Genomic DNA, 14,770 nt, shown 5'->3' with positions numbered 1-14,770 from the left:
TTTTTTTGGCCAAAAAACGGGCTGTTTTCACACGTAACGTAGCGCTATTTTTGCGGGCTTAATCGCGCTAGCATGGGATAAACTCATTACCTCAGAAAATCCTATGACTATAAAACTCATTGCTATTGATATGGACGGCACATTGTTGCTGCCCGATCACACCATCTCTCCAGCCGTAAAAGCTGCTATCGCCAGCGCGCGTGAACGCGGTGTAAATGTTGTTTTGTGTACCGGACGCCCTTTTGCAGGAGTTGAGAGCTATCTCAGAGAACTGCACATGGATAAGCCAAATGATTACTGCATCACCTATAACGGAGCTCTGGTGCAGAAAGCGAGCGACGGCAGTTCCGTGGCGCAAACCGCACTGAGCTATGATGATTACCGTTATCTGGAGCAGCTTTCTCGCGATGTTGGTTCTCACTTCCACGCGTTGGACAGACACACGCTATACACCGCGAACCGCGATATCAGCTATTACACCGTTCACGAATCCTTCGTCGCCAATATCCCGCTGGTGTTCAGCGAGCCAGAAAATATGGATAAAAACGGCGCATACCTGAAAGTGATGATGATCGATGAGCCGGCGATTCTGGATAAAGCGATAGCCAAAATTCCAGAAGAGGTTTATGAGCGCTATACGTTGCTAAAAAGCTCCCCATACTTCCTGGAAATTCTCGATAAGCGCGTGAACAAAGGTACGGGCGTGAAAGCGCTGGCAGAAACCCTTGGCATCAAGCAAGAAGAAGTGATGACGCTGGGTGACCAGGAAAACGACATTGCGATGCTGGAATATGCAGGAATCGGTGTTGCGATGGATAACGCCATCGATAAAGTTAAAGAAGTCAGCAACTTTGTCACTAAATCAAACCTTGAAGATGGCGTTGCTTACGCGATTGAGAAGTTTGTTTTGAACTGATGCAAATCACGCAGGGTGGTTAGCGCCACCCTGGGGGATCTGGCAGTACTGACGACGGATGTTATGGTAAAACCTGGCTTGCTTAAGCTGAGGCTGACGTTTCCCATAATTTTTTTAGATTGATGATGCTATCCAGTAACCCTTGTTCATCTAAATCATCTTCGTCGCGTAAGTCTGGATCATCGCAATAGGAATCCACTGCTGAGAAAACGGCATCAAAATAACGCTGAGCATCTTTGTCTTTGGACTTGGGAGCATCAGAGTCTCTGTGTTCACGCCATGAAGCAGAGTACTTTTTTTCAAAGTCCGATGCATTCAGATCGCCTGAAACAAACGAATCAATCATGGCTAAAATCGCTAATTCATTATGATTAAAAGACATTTCCGTCACCTATTAAGTCGGACATTTGTGTTTCAGACAGCTTCCATCCTGAAATGAAATTACCATCCATTTTGGTCATTACATCTATTTTAGTTTCAGGGTTGTAGTAGTGGTAAACGTCTTGATTCCATCGATACTTCCCGGTTATTTGTTGTGTCAAAGGGTCATCTATGTGAGTTTTTAGAGCTTGCTCAAATGACTTCAGCCCTTCACTGTTTGGGTTTCCTGTAATGTTGAAATCTACAGCGTGTTTGAATTTTTTCTGTAGCTGCCGGGTTTCGAAATTAACCAAATCAGATGGTGGTGGCTTAGGCGCTTTTGATAAAGCAGACAACTCTTCTAATTCACTAACTGCACCAAACCTGCCAAGGGTTGCTCCGGCTATAACTGAAGCACCTACTATGAGCAATCCTTTGTTATCCATGACCTGATCATAACCTGCCGGTGCATCGCCGCCTAGCTGCTGCGCGGTTTGCTGGAATCCCTCGATGTTGCCGTTATAAATACCGCCAGCCGCCAGAAGTCGTCCCGCAGCCTTGCTGTTGATGGTTTTTGCGGCCTGTGTGTGCTGCACCGGGGCATCGCCGTAATACGCCTGCTTCACAGTCGGTGCGGGTTTACGTCCGTTGTGGTTGTTGAGACACTTTTCATAAGCCTTTCTCACTTCACTTTCGAACCACTCGTGATAGTGATCCATAAAACAGTCATAGACTAAATTGCTGTCTTCATCGAAAGAGAACGGATTGCGGCGATTATCCCACTGGGCGTGAGTGTCGATGCCGATGATCCAGCCCTCGTCGATATTTCGCTGCGTATCGTCGTAAACGTTATCGGCATAACCCCTCTGACGGCGCTTATCAGGCGCAGAAAACAGGCTCAGATTTCCGCTTTTGCGTCGGGGGACGTCATGGCAGGAAATGTTGTCGGGGTAATGATAATGATCGCTACTGATTTCGTAGAATATTCGCGCCTGGCTGAAAGCATCCCGCGGAGACAAAATATACTGAAAATCAGCTGGAGAAAGCTCTCTTTCTGCATCCCATGCTCTTAGTAACCTGAACATCCATGCTCCCTGTTCCCATTTTTAAATTAAGGTTATTAAACTTTCAAATAAAGTACCAGGCAAGACATGTCTTTTGTGCCTGTTGAGAAAAAAGCCCGCACGCCGCTGACGCGTGCTGACTGGAAACTGGTATTCAATCGCAAGCTAGTGGGTGTTTATCTTGGGCAGTTTGCTGTGGCTTCCACGTTATGGTTCTTCCTCACCTGGTTCCCGAACTACCTGACGCAGGAAAAAGGAATTACTGCATTGAAAGCCGGATTTATGACCACGGTACCGTTCCTGGCGGCATTTGTCGGTGTGTTGCTCTCTGGTTGGGTGGCGGATCGCCTGGTGCGTAAAGGCTACTCATTGGGCGTGGCGCGTAAAACGCCAATCATCTGTGGCCTGCTGCTTTCCACCTGCATTATGGGCGCGAATTACACCAATGATCCGGTCTGGATTATGACGTTGATGGCTATCGCCTTCTTCGGAAACGGTTTCGCATCAATCACCTGGTCGCTGGTTTCTTCTCTGGCTCCGATGCGCTTGATTGGCCTGACTGGCGGGGTCTTCAATTTTGCGGGTGGTCTGGGCGGAATTACGGTTCCGTTGGTGATTGGTTACCTGGCTCAGAGTTATGGCTTTGCTCCGGCTCTGGTGTACATCGCCGTCATCGCCTTGCTTGGCGCACTCTCCTACATACTGCTGGTGGGTAAAGTAGAAAGGGTGGGATAAAAATCAGCAATGATTTACCCTGAGGCATCCATCGTCTCAGGGTAAAACCATGACCAAACAACTCACCTTTGCATCACGTAACCATCAACTCACTAACATCAACACCTGGACGCCAGATAGCCAGTGGCTGGTGTTTGATGTTCGCCCTTCTGGCGCGTCGTTTACCAGTGAAACGATTGAAAGGGTTAACGTGATGACTGGCGAAGTAGAACTGATCTATCAGGCATCGCATGGCGCGCATGTCGGCGTGGTGACCGTGAACCCGCAGCAACCCGAGCGCTATGTCTTCATCCACGGCCCGGAAAACCCGGATGCTAACTGGCAGTACGATTTCCATCACCGCCGTGGCGTGGTGGTCGAAAACGGCATTGCCACCAATCTCGACGCAATGGATATTACCCCACCGTTTACCCCCGGTGCTTTGCGTGGCGGCAGTCATGTCCACGTCTGGAGCCCGGATGGTTCACGCGTCAGCTTCACTTATAACGATCATGTGATGCATGAATACGATGTGGCGAAAGATCTGCGGAATGTCGGGATTGCTCTGCCTTTTGGCCCCGTCACTCCGGTAAAACAACATCCTCGTGAATATGATGGTAGCCATTATTGTGTGCTGGTGAGCCGTACTAAGCCTTCACCACAGCCCGGAAGCGATGAAATTAACCGTGCCTATGAAGAAGGTTGGGTGGGCAACCATGGCTATTTAAAACCTGATGGCAGCCACCAACGTTGGGCGCTGGCGTTTATTGGCGATACCTTTTCAGCCAAAGGCGAGAAAGTGCCCGAGCTGTTTATCGTTGATTTGCCTGAACACAAAGAAGCTTACTTAGAAGCAGGTTCTGAGCCAATTGAAGGTACGCCAACCACTTTGCCAGCACCACCTGCAGGCATTGAGCAAACACGCCTGACTTTCACTCACCAGCGGCGTTACCCAGGATTAGCCACGCTGCCACGGCATTGGGTGCGAAGCAGTCCGGACGGCAGCTTACTGGCGTTCTTGATGCGCGATGATGCCGGTATTGTGCAAATGTATCTGATTTCACCAAACGGTGGGGAACCACGCCAACTTACACATGGGCAAGACGATATCCAGTCGGCGTTTAACTGGCATCCCGCAGGGCAAGCCGTGGGCTTTGTGAGCAAGGGGCAAATTGTCTTATGCGATGTGAGCAATGGGGAAATCACGCCGCTTACAGCACCAGATAGTGGTGCGCCTTCAGCGGATGCGGTGGTGTTTTCACCTGATGGCAAATACATCGCCTGGATGCAGGATGTTGATGGATTCCGTCAGTTATTTATGACGCAAACAGACTGTTAATTACTGAACAGGCGGGATCACAGAATTGGTTGCCAGATTCTTGCTCTCGCTTGCTTCAACTTGTGATTTCAGCGATTTGTCGTTGCGGAACATATCCCACGGTAACAGCACAGTATCCATTACTGCCGTGAACGGCATATCCAGCGCGACAAAAGGTTTATATCCCCAGCTTGTCTCGCCGTCGGCCAGCATTTCGTAGCTGGCTCGCGTGCCTGGATAGTATCCTTCTTGCCCACCAGTGTGAGTCATCACACTTGAACATCCGCTGACTGTTAGCAATCCGCTGCCGAGAATTAATGTTGGAAGATAGCTTTTCATCATTAGTGTTGTTTATCGTTTATGGGGGGCCATTTCCGGCCAGGCTGCTCTGGTTTATATCACCCATGCAGATAATTAATTTATTGCTTTTGCCACTCTGTGGCGGCTATCGCAGATAAATCCTGTTTACTACCAAAACAGTCTATGTATGGACAGCAGAAGCCGCAAAAAATTTCCTTTTGTGGCCTTGAAAAGCGTGAATAAGGACCGATTTTAGAGATGTAGTCAGAAAAAGTACGCCGTAAGGGTACTTGGTTTTAGAAGCCTGTCCATGATGGAAGGTAATGTTTGAGTCTCGCTGATTTCAGGAGTTTTTATATATGCGTAATTTCGACCTATCCCCGCTTTATCGTTCAGCTATTGGTTTTGACCGTCTGTTTAACCTGCTGGAAAACAACCAAAGCCAGAGCAATGGCGGTTATCCTCCATACAATGTTGAATTAGTTGACGAAAATAACTATCGCATTGCGATTGCTGTTGCCGGTTTCGCCGAAAGCGAACTGGAAATTACAGCCCAGGATAACCTGCTCGTTGTGAAAGGTGCGCATGCAGATCCGCAACCAGAGCGAACTTATCTCTATCAGGGGATTGCTGAGCGCAACTTCGAACGCAAATTCCAGTTAGCGGAAAACATCCACATTCGTGGTGCTAACCTGGTTAACGGCTTGCTGTATATCGACCTGGAACGCGTGATTCCGGAAGCGATGAAACCGCGCCGTATCGAAATCAATTAATTCTGCGGGTCGCTTTGTGCGGCCCAGACAATGAAGGCTGGCTTGCCGTCAGGGAGCCAATACCAGTTCGCATACTGGTAAGACTTAACTCGCTTCAAAGAAGGAGAAAACTTATGCGTAACCACGATTTATCACCTCTGCTGCGTCAATGGATCGGTTTTGACAAACTGGCTAATGCTTTACAAACAAGCACTGAAGGCCAGTCATTCCCGCCTTACAACATTGAAAAAGGCGATGACAATCATTACCGCATTACGCTTGCGCTGGCAGGTTTCCGCCAGGAAGATCTCGAAATTGAACTCGAAGGTACGCGTCTGCATGTTAAAGGGACGCCGGTTAAACCCGAGAAAGAGCCAACCTGGCTGCATCAGGGGTTAGTGACTCAGCCATTTAACCTGAGCTTTACCCTTGCTGAATATATGAAAGTATCTGGCGCGACCTTTACCAACGGTCTGCTGCATATAGATCTGGTGCGTGAAATCCCTGAAGCCGTTGCGCCAAAACGCATTGCTATCAGCGAACGCCCGGCACTCAACAGCTAAACTGAGTATCCCCTTTTAGGCCCCGTTTTATGGGGCCTTTTTTTGTGCTCTGTACCCCATTAACTCCTTCTCCTCTCTGCCAGAATCCCTTGTAACGATGATGTTATTCACAGGGAAATCTTCGATGAGTGGAATAGCGTTAACTGTCAGTATGTTGGCTCTGGTCGCAGTCGTCGGCTTATGGATTGGCAATATCAAAATACGCGGTGTCGGATTTGGTATCGGTGGCGTGCTGTTCGGCGGGATTATTGTTGGCCATTTCGTCAGTGAGGCAGGGATAAGCCTGAATGGAGATATGCTTCATTTCATTCAGGAATTCGGCTTGATCCTCTTCGTCTACACCATTGGTATTCAGGTTGGGCCTGGTTTCTTCTCCTCACTACGCGTTTCCGGTTTACGACTTAATCTATTTGCCCTTCTGATTGTCGTGATTGGTGCGTTGGTCACGGCACTCGTCCATAAAATTTTCGATGTTCCACTTCCTGTGGTGCTGGGTGTTTTCTCTGGAGCGGTAACTAACACACCAGCGTTAGGTGCAGGCCAGCAAATTTTGGCCGACCTCGGTACGCCTTCAGAGTTGGTCGATAAAATGGGGATGAGCTACGCGATGGCTTATCCGTTCGGTATTTGCGGGATTCTTCTGACCATGTGGTTAATTCGCATGGCATTTCGGATTAATGTCGATCAAGAAGCGCAGCGCTTTGATAGCAGTAATGGGCAAAATCACGCGCAACTTCAGACGATGAATATCTGTGTCGCCAACCCAAACCTTAACGGATTACCTATTCAGGAAGTGCCGGTCCTTAATAGCGATACGATTATATGTTCGCGTTTGAAACGTGGGGAGTTGCTGATGGTGCCAGCGCCTGGCACTGTTATTCAAACCGGAGATTTACTACACCTCGTCGGCCAGGAAAAAGATCTGCACTCTGCATTGCTGGTGATTGGCCAGCAGGTGGATACCTCGCTTTCGACTCGTGGTACAGACCTGCGCGTTGAGCGTGTGGTGGTGACTAACGAGAAAGTTCTCGGCAAGAAAATTCGCGATCTGCATTTAAAACAAAAGTATGACGTGGTGATTTCTCGTCTGAATCGTGCAGGTATTGAGCTGGTCGCAAGCAGCAATGCCAGCCTGCAATTTGGCGACATCCTGAACCTGGTAGGCCGCCCGGAATCAATAGAAGCGGTAGCCGCTGAAGTCGGTAACGCGCAACAGAAACTCCAGCAGGTGCAAATGCTGCCAGTGTTTATTGGCATTGGACTTGGGGTATTGCTCGGTTCTATTCCGCTATTTATTCCTGGCTTCCCTGTGGCTCTACGCCTTGGGCTGGCAGGTGGGCCGCTTATTATGGCTATCATTCTTGGGCGAATTGGTAGCATCGGCAAGCTCTATTGGTTTATGCCGCCAAGTGCCAACCTTGCGCTGCGCGAGTTAGGAATTGTGCTGTTCCTGGCGGTGGTTGGATTGAAATCGGGCGGTGATTTTATCAGTACTTTGCTCCACGGAGATGGAGTCAGCTGGATTGGCTACGGGATTCTGATTACAGGAATTCCATTGCTGGTGACTGCATTGCTGGCAAGGTTACTCGCCAAAATGAATTATCTGACACTGTGCGGAATGTTGGCAGGCTCAATGACTGATCCCCCTGCACTGGCTTTTGCCAACGGCCTGCACGCAACCAGTGGAGCTGCGGCACTCTCTTATGCCACCGTTTATCCACTGGTGATGTTCCTGCGCATTATCACGCCGCAACTACTGGCGGTTATCTTCTGGGGGGGAATGTAGAAATTAAGGTGCCCGCTTAGACGGGCATCTCTTTTTAATGTACCCGTCGTAAATGGTAATCCACCTGGTATTCGCTGGCATTTCGGAACATCACTGAATAATTCACATAGTCGCCGCTGTCGCTGTATGACAGTGATGTGATGCGCAAAATAGGCGTTAGCTCATTGATGTTAAGCAATTTTGCCATCTTCTTGTCTGCCAATACGGGTGTCAGGCTTTCATAGTTACCGCACACGATAATGTGACACTCATCCTCGATATAACTGAATTTTGAACCTTCCAGATGTGCGACGGACAAATTACGGAATAATTTCACCGGCATATAGCTGTCTTCTACCATTAACGGCTTGCCATCTACCGAGCGCACCCGACGCGAGTAATAGATCCGTTCATCAATATTAATGCGTAATTGGCTGGCGATTGCTGGTGGGGCGGGCATCACATTAAATTCCAATACCTCGCTCACCACCTCCTTACCCTGGTTACGCATCACCTCAATAAAACCGGTCAAATTTGTCGTTTCGTGGTGAACATCTTTCTTCGCGACATAAGTACCACTGCCGTGGCGACGCACAACCAAACCCCAACTCACCAGTAAATCGATGGCTTTACGGATCGTCATACGTGAAACACCAAACTCACCTGCCAGACGAACTTCAGAAGGTAGCGGGCTGCCAATGTTGTAATCAGCAGAATTTAGCCGGATGCGTAACCGATCGGCGATAGATTTGTAGATCACCTGTAGACCTCTTAGCAGCTTTGAATGGGGTTTATAAAGCCGTTACTTCATTGGTTAACTACATAATTTAAATAATTTTTATTTCATATTTTCATGGTGAATAAGAAATTAAAAATCGCTGTGTCTATTTATTCATTCAAAAGTAGACAACTTACCCTAAACAAAAACTATGAAAGCGATCACGAATCGGTGCGGCAGGCAAAGATAAGTCGCCTACACCTCCCTACTCTCAGTCTCAGACCAGCGTTTAAAAAATAAGGTCACTTATACCCGTCATCCTTCGAGCTGCAGTGGGGTTGGCTGCAGCTTGAATGCAAAAGGGTATTTACCCTACAGGTTGTTACGTGAGGATTTAAAAATGCTCAGTCAAATACAACGTTTTGGTGGCGCAATGTTTACCCCGGTTTTGTTATTTCCATTTGCCGGGATTGTTGTAGGCATCGCCATTATGTTGCGCAACCCGATGTTCGTCGGCGAAGCGCTAACTGCACCCGATAATTTATTCGCGCAAATTGTTCACATTATTGAAGAGGGCGGCTGGACGGTATTCCGTAATATGCCGCTGATTTTTGCCGTCGGCTTACCGATTGGCCTTGCTAAGCAAGCGCAGGGCCGTGCTTGCTTAGCGGTGCTGGTGAGCTTTATGACCTGGAACTACTTCATCAATGCCATGGGAATGACCTGGGGCCATTACTTCGGCGTCGATTTCAGCGCCGATCCGGTGGCTGGAACTGGGTTAACCATGATTGCCGGGATCAAAACACTCGATACCAGCATTATCGGCGCGATTGTTATCTCCGGGTTCGTCACCGCTATCCACAACCGCTATTTCGACAAACAACTCCCCGTCTTTCTCGGCATCTTCCAGGGCAGTTCATTTGTCGTGATTGTCGCCTTCTTTGCCATGATTCCTTGCGCCTGGCTTACCCTTTTTGGCTGGCCAAAAGTGCAGATGGGCATTGAATCCCTACAGGAATTCTTGCGCAGTGCCGGTTCGCTTGGTGTCTGGGTTTATACCTTCCTGGAACGCATTCTGATTCCAACTGGCTTGCATCACTTCATCTACGGTCCGTTTATCTTTGGCCCGGCGGTAGTTGAAGGGGGCATTCAGGTTTACTGGGCGCAGCATTTGCAGGAATTCAGCCAGAGCACGTTGCCGCTGAAAACGCTGTTCCCGGAAGGAGGGTTTGCACTGCACGGTAACTCGAAGATATTTGGCTGCCTGGGGATTGCGCTTGCTCTGTATGCCACCTCAGCTCCTGAAAACCGCGTGAAAGTCGCAGGATTACTGATACCCGCAACACTCACCGCGATGCTGGTGGGTATTACCGAACCGCTGGAATTTACCTTCCTGTTTATCTCGCCAGTTTTATTTGCCGTCCATGCATTCCTCGCCGCAACGATGGCGACCGTGATGTACATGTGTGGCGTGGTGGGCAACATGGGGGGTGGGCTTCTTGACCAGTTCCTACCACAAAACTGGATACCGATGTTCCACAACCACGCATCGATGATGTTTATCCAGATTGGTATTGGCCTTGTCTTCACAGGCATCTACTTCGTGGTGTTCCGTACCCTCATCTTGCGCTTCAACCTGAAAACGCCGGGTCGTGAAGAGAGTGAGATCAAGCTTTACAGCAAGGCGGATTACCAGGCATCACGCAAGCAAACCACCGCTGCTGCGACCAAAGAGACCAAACAAGGTCAGGCCGCAGGCTTCCTCGAAGCGCTGGGTGGTAGCGACAACATTCTTAGCGTCAATAACTGTGCGACTCGCTTACGTATCACCCTCGCAGATATGGCTCTGACGCACAGTGACGACATTTTCAAAGCGCTGGGCGCCCACGGTGTGGTGCGACGCGGCAACGGTATTCAGGTGATTGTGGGCCTGCATGTCCCACAAGTCCGGGACCAACTTGAAACCCTGATGAAAGACACTTCTTCGACCGAACTTAAATCCATGACGGAGGCAGTATCATGAAAAAATTCTCTGTAGTAGTAGCCGGTGGCGGCAGCACATTCACTCCTGGTATCGTACTGATGTTACTGGCAAACCAGCACCGCTTCCCGCTGCGTGCCCTGAAGTTTTATGACAATGACGGTGCACGCCAGGAAACTATTGCAGAAGCTTGCAAAGTTATCCTCAAAGAGCAGGCGCCTGAAATAGAGTTCAGCTATACCACCGACCCGAAAGAAGCCTTTACCGATGTGGACTTCGTGATGGCCCACATCCGCGTGGGTAAATACCCGATGCGTGAAAAAGACGAGAAAATCCCACTACGCCATGGCGTCCTGGGCCAGGAAACCTGTGGACCTGGCGGGATTGCCTACGGTATGCGCTCCATCGGTGGGGTATTAGAGCTGGTTGATTTTATGGAAAAATATTCGCCAAACGCCTGGATGCTTAACTATTCAAACCCGGCAGCGATTGTGGCTGAAGCCACACGTAAACTGCGCCCGAACGCGAAGATTCTCAACATTTGCGATATGCCCATTGGCATTGAAAGCCGCATGGCGCAAATCGCTGGTCTGAAAGATCGCAAAGAGATGCGCGTACGTTATTACGGCCTTAACCACTTTGGCTGGTGGACATCAATTGAGGATCAGAATGGCAACGACTTGATGCCTAAGATCCGCGAACATGTGGCTAAATTTGGTTATGTTCCGCCATCAGATGAGCACGGAACTGAAGCCAGCTGGAACGATACGTTTTCTAAAGCAAAAGATGTATGGGCTCTGGACCCGAGCACCTTCCCTAATACTTACCTGAAATATTACCTGTTCCCGGATTATGTGGTTAAGCACTCCAATCCGGAACACACCCGCGCCAACGAAGTGATGGAACACCGCGAAAAACATGTATTTGGTTCCTGTAATGCCATCATTCAGGCAGGGAAATCATCGGCAGGGGAGCTGGAGATTGACGAACATGCGTCATACATCGTCGATCTGGCGGCAGCAATTGCCTTTAACACTCAAGAACGCATGCTTTTAATTGTGCCAAACAACGGTGCGATTAATAACTTCGACCCGGAAGCGATGGTTGAAATTCCATGCCTGGTTGGGAAAAGCGGGCCGGAGCCGCTGGTTGTCGGCAATATTCCACAGTTCCAGAAAGGGTTGATGAGCCAGCAGGTTGCGGTGGAAAAATTGGTGGTAGAAGCCTGGGAAGAGGGTTCATATGTGAAATTGTGGCAGGCGATTACGCTGTCGAAAACCGTGCCAAGTGCGTCGGTTGCCAAAGCGATTCTTGATGATTTGATTGAGGCAAACAAAGAATACTGGCCTGAGCTGAAATAGCGGCAAACAGGGTAAGGGGGAGCGTATCCCCCTTACAAAATCTATTAAGGGTTACTTCGCTTTCGCCAGATATTGCGCCATCTCTGCTTCTGGCACCATGCCACCGCCTGTCGCCCAGACGATATGAGTGGCATTTTGCAGTTGATGCGCGGTGAAGCCATGCATCTGCTGGTAAGCCTTATCAGCACTTACGTGCAATGGGCCAGGCATTCCCGCCAGCGCAGAAGGCTCGAGGCGAATATTCTCTTCTTGCGCCAGCCAGCCGAGCAACTGGTACATCGTCTGGTCTTCAAGAGTATAGAAACCGTCGAGTAACCGTTGCATTGCGCGCCCAACAAACCCGGATGCACGCCCTACTGCCAGGCCATCCGCGGCAGTAACGTTATCAATACCCAAATCCTGCACTGATATTTCATCATGCAGACCGGTATAAACCCCCAGCAGCATACAAGGCGAATGCGTCGGTTCTGCAAAGAAGCAGTGAACGTTATCACCAAACGCCATTTTCAGACCAAATGCCACGCCACCAGGTCCACCGCCCACGCCGCATGGCAGGTAAACAAACAGCGGGTGATCTTTATCCACAACGCGACCTTGCTGGGCAAACTGCTCTTTTAAGCGCTGGCCGGCAACTGAATAGCCGAGGAAAAGCGTGCGGGAATTTTCGTCGTCGATAAAGAAACAGTTCGGGTCGGATTCAGCTGCTTTACGGCCCTGTTCAACGGCAACGCCGTAATCTTGTTCGTATTCCACAACCGTCACACCATGGCTGCGCAGTTTAGCTTTTTTCCATGCGCGAGCATCGGCAGACATATGCACGGTGACATTAAAGCCGATGCGTGCGCTCATGATGCCGATGGATAACCCCAGGTTGCCGGTTGAACCCACCGCGATGCTGTACTGGCTAAAGAAAGCTTTAAATTCAGGTGATAGCAGTCTGGTGTAGTCATCGTCGGTGGTCAGTAAACCGGCTTCGATTGCCAGTTTTTCGGCATGTGTCAGGACTTCATAAATCCCACCACGTGCTTTGATGGAGCCTGAAATCGGCAGATGGCTGTCTTTTTTCAGCAGCAATTGGCCACAAATTTGCTGATCAAACTCTTTTTCCAGGCGTTTTTGCATTGCCGGAATGGCTACCAGTTCGGACTCGATAATGCCGTTAGTCGCAGCGGTTTCCGGGAATGCCTGCGCCAGATAAGGTGCAAAACGCGTCAGGCGTGCATGGGCATCCTGTACATCTTCGGCCGTCAGACCCACGTATGGTAAGCCTTCGGCGAGGGTTGTGGTTTCCGGGTTAAACCAACGGGTTTCTTGCAAATCAATCAGATCGCGAACCAGCGGAAATTGTTGAATCAATGTGTTTATTTTAGCGTTTTTCATAAGACAATCTCTTTGCGCTTAGATGATAAAGGAAAGCAGGAACGTCGCGCCCAGTGCCAGCAGAGAGGCGATAAATGTCGCCGTTGTATAGTATTTGAATGTTTCGTTAAGCGTGGCGCCGCAATATTGCTTCACCAGCCAGAACAGTGAATCTGTGACGATAGTGCAGCCAATTGCGCCGGAGCCAATAGCAATGGTGATAATTTCCGGGCTGACGTTGGGGTATAGCGGCAGCATCGGCGCGACAATCGCGGTTGCTCCCATCATTGCCACCGTTGCTGAGCCTACCGCCGCATGCAAAATCAGGGCGACCAGCCATGCCAGCAAAATCGGGTGCATATGCAAATTGGATAACAACACTGCCAGCGAATCTGCCAGACCACTGGTTTTCAGGATGGCGTTAAATGCGCCGCCGGCACCGATAATCAGCAAAATATTGGCGATAGAACCAAAACCATTCTCGGTATGGGTTAACAGCTGGCTCATGCCGATATGCTGGCGTAATCCAAGCACGTAATAGGCGACAAACACCGCAATAAACATGGCTGTTATTGGGTTGCCGATAAACTCCAGCAGGGTATAGAGCGCCCCGCCTTTCGCCATATTCAGCTCGGCGAGGGTTTTGACCAGCATCAGGCCAATTGGCAGCAAGATAGTGAACAGTGTCGCGCCCAATGAAGGCAGAGTTTCTTCGTTACGAACTTTCAGGTCGGAAAATTCAGCTGGCACCGCTTTAAATGGCAGGCGATTGCCGACGATTTTCAGGAACAGCGGCCCGCCGACTAACGATGCAGTTAAGCCCACCAGTAAACCATACACAATCACCGTGCCGACATCCGCGCCCAGTTTGTTGGTCACAAACATCGCTGCTGGGTGCGGCGGAACCACGCAGTGCACAGCCATTAACGCAGTACACAATGGGATAGCCAGTTTCAGCAAAGAGGTGTTGGTCTTTTTGGCGATAGAAAATGCCAGTGGAATCAGTAGCACAACGCCTACTTCCACAAACAGCGTGATGCCGCAAATTAAGCCGACTAACACCATAATCACGTCAGCTGATAACCACCGGCAGCGCTGTAATGCCAGGCCAATTCGTTCCGCGCCGCCTGAAACTTCCATCATCTTGCCCAAAATTGTGCCAAGGCCGATGACTGCCGCGAGAAAGCCCAACGTGCTACCGATGCCGTTTTCTATGGCGTTCACCATATCCAGCGGGCTCATACTCATCATGGTGCCGACAAAAAAACTGGCCAGCAACAAAGCGAGGAAAGGGTGAAACTTAAATTTTACGATGGTAAAGACGATTAAAATTATGCTGCTTAGCAGCGTTCCCACAACCCAAATCTGAGATTCCATACCCACCTCACTCTGCGATTTATCTGCCGCTATTGGATAAAAATTGCTCCTGGCTGACAAACGATATAAATGGCATCTAAGATGAGCCAGATTGATGCAAAAGAGTGATTCAAGTCGAAATCAGGGGTGTTAATTTGATTTTGGTTCGATTTTTCACATCTTAAAACGACGTTTTCGAGGGCGTATTTTACAATACCGCCATGATTTATCTCTCAGGAACGC

General features: G+C 49.4%; 13 protein-coding genes, 1 pseudogene and 1 other annotated feature. Of the genes and pseudogenes, 8 read left to right on the top strand and 6 right to left on the bottom strand.

Annotated features, from left to right (window positions below; all coding sequences use genetic code 11):
• Positions 1-103 precede the first annotated feature (103 nt).
• A complete protein-coding gene (gene yidA / locus M979_RS17380; RefSeq protein ID WP_064555865.1) occupies positions 104-916 on the top strand; it encodes a sugar-phosphatase in 813 nt (270 codons plus the stop codon).
• Between the two features lie 82 nt (positions 917-998).
• Here yidA and M979_RS17375 read toward each other — a convergent pair whose 3' ends face one another.
• On the bottom strand, positions 999-1,298 hold the full coding sequence (locus M979_RS17375; RefSeq protein ID WP_064555864.1) for a colicin immunity domain-containing protein: 300 nt from the start codon (positions 1,296-1,298) through the stop codon (positions 999-1,001).
• Positions 1,288-2,361: a colicin D domain-containing protein gene (locus tag M979_RS23645; RefSeq protein WP_064555862.1), complete on the bottom strand. Its 1,074-nt coding sequence runs from the start codon at positions 2,359-2,361 to the stop codon at positions 1,288-1,290. The genes M979_RS17375 and M979_RS23645 overlap by 11 nt, the downstream gene beginning before the upstream one ends.
• A 78-nt stretch (positions 2,362-2,439) precedes the next feature.
• Here M979_RS23645 and M979_RS17365 point away from each other — a divergent pair.
• A pseudogene (locus M979_RS17365) lies at positions 2,440-3,075 on the top strand (MFS transporter); the annotation flags it as partial.
• A 49-nt stretch (positions 3,076-3,124) separates the two neighbouring features.
• Complete coding sequence (locus tag M979_RS17360; RefSeq protein ID WP_064555859.1) at positions 3,125-4,393, top strand: YidR family protein; 1,269 nt, start codon at positions 3,125-3,127, stop codon at positions 4,391-4,393.
• Here M979_RS17360 and M979_RS17355 read toward each other — a convergent pair whose 3' ends face one another.
• The gene (locus M979_RS17355; RefSeq protein WP_122974052.1) at positions 4,394-4,714 is read right to left on the bottom strand and encodes a YceK/YidQ family lipoprotein; all 321 of its coding nucleotides are present in this window, start codon (positions 4,712-4,714) and stop codon (positions 4,394-4,396) included. It abuts the gene before it with no gap.
• 247 nt (positions 4,715-4,961) lie between these two features.
• Positions 4,962-5,038, top strand: a sequence feature (ROSE (Repression Of Heat Shock gene Expression) occurs in the 5'-region of heat shock genes and acts as an RNA thermometer to modulate expression.).
• On the opposite strand from M979_RS17355, the gene ibpA reads away from it, so the two are divergent.
• The 3 genes from ibpA to M979_RS17340 all read left to right on the top strand — a co-directional run bounded on the left by ibpA (position 5,032) and on the right by M979_RS17340 (position 7,773).
• Positions 5,032-5,445 carry a small heat shock chaperone IbpA gene (gene ibpA, locus M979_RS17350; RefSeq protein ID WP_034460660.1) on the top strand — a complete coding sequence of 138 codons (414 nt, stop codon included), beginning with the start codon at positions 5,032-5,034 and terminating at the stop codon, positions 5,443-5,445. Its footprint overlaps the feature before it by 7 nt.
• A gap of 113 nt (positions 5,446-5,558) precedes the next feature.
• A complete protein-coding gene (ibpB, locus tag M979_RS17345) occupies positions 5,559-5,987 on the top strand; it encodes a small heat shock chaperone IbpB (RefSeq protein WP_034460659.1) in 429 nt (142 codons plus the stop codon).
• Positions 5,988-6,111: 124 nt separating this feature from the next.
• On the top strand, positions 6,112-7,773 hold the full coding sequence (locus M979_RS17340; RefSeq protein WP_064555857.1) for a putative transporter: 1,662 nt from the start codon (positions 6,112-6,114) through the stop codon (positions 7,771-7,773).
• A 34-nt stretch (positions 7,774-7,807) separates the two neighbouring features.
• Here M979_RS17340 and M979_RS17335 read toward each other — a convergent pair whose 3' ends face one another.
• Entirely contained in the window at positions 7,808-8,512 is a 705-nt protein-coding gene (locus tag M979_RS17335; protein WP_034460656.1) for a GntR family transcriptional regulator, read from the bottom strand.
• Positions 8,513-8,870: 358 nt separating this feature from the next.
• Between M979_RS17335 and M979_RS17330 the strand changes: the two genes are divergently transcribed.
• Both M979_RS17330 and M979_RS17325 read left to right on the top strand, forming a co-directional pair.
• Positions 8,871-10,493 (top strand): alpha-glucoside-specific PTS transporter subunit IIBC, encoded by a 1,623-nt coding sequence (locus M979_RS17330; RefSeq protein ID WP_034460654.1) that lies wholly within the window; start codon positions 8,871-8,873, stop codon positions 10,491-10,493.
• A complete protein-coding gene (locus tag M979_RS17325; protein WP_064555855.1) occupies positions 10,490-11,812 on the top strand; it encodes a 6-phospho-alpha-glucosidase in 1,323 nt (440 codons plus the stop codon). Before M979_RS17330 ends, M979_RS17325 begins: the two co-directional genes overlap by 4 nt.
• A gap of 51 nt (positions 11,813-11,863) precedes the next feature.
• Here M979_RS17325 and dsdA read toward each other — a convergent pair whose 3' ends face one another.
• Entirely contained in the window at positions 11,864-13,192 is a 1,329-nt protein-coding gene (gene dsdA / locus M979_RS17320) for a D-serine ammonia-lyase (protein ID WP_064555853.1), read from the bottom strand.
• Between the two features lie 18 nt (positions 13,193-13,210).
• Entirely contained in the window at positions 13,211-14,548 is a 1,338-nt protein-coding gene (gene dsdX / locus M979_RS17315; RefSeq protein ID WP_034460648.1) for a D-serine transporter DsdX, read from the bottom strand.
• Positions 14,549-14,770 lie beyond the last annotated feature (222 nt).

The sequence above is a fragment of the Buttiauxella noackiae ATCC 51607 genome, from assembly GCF_001654865.1.
Lineage (GTDB): Bacteria > Pseudomonadota > Gammaproteobacteria > Enterobacterales > Enterobacteriaceae > Buttiauxella > Buttiauxella noackiae.
The sequence above is the reverse complement of the archived record's forward strand: the minus strand, read 5'-3'. Positions and strand labels throughout refer to the sequence as shown.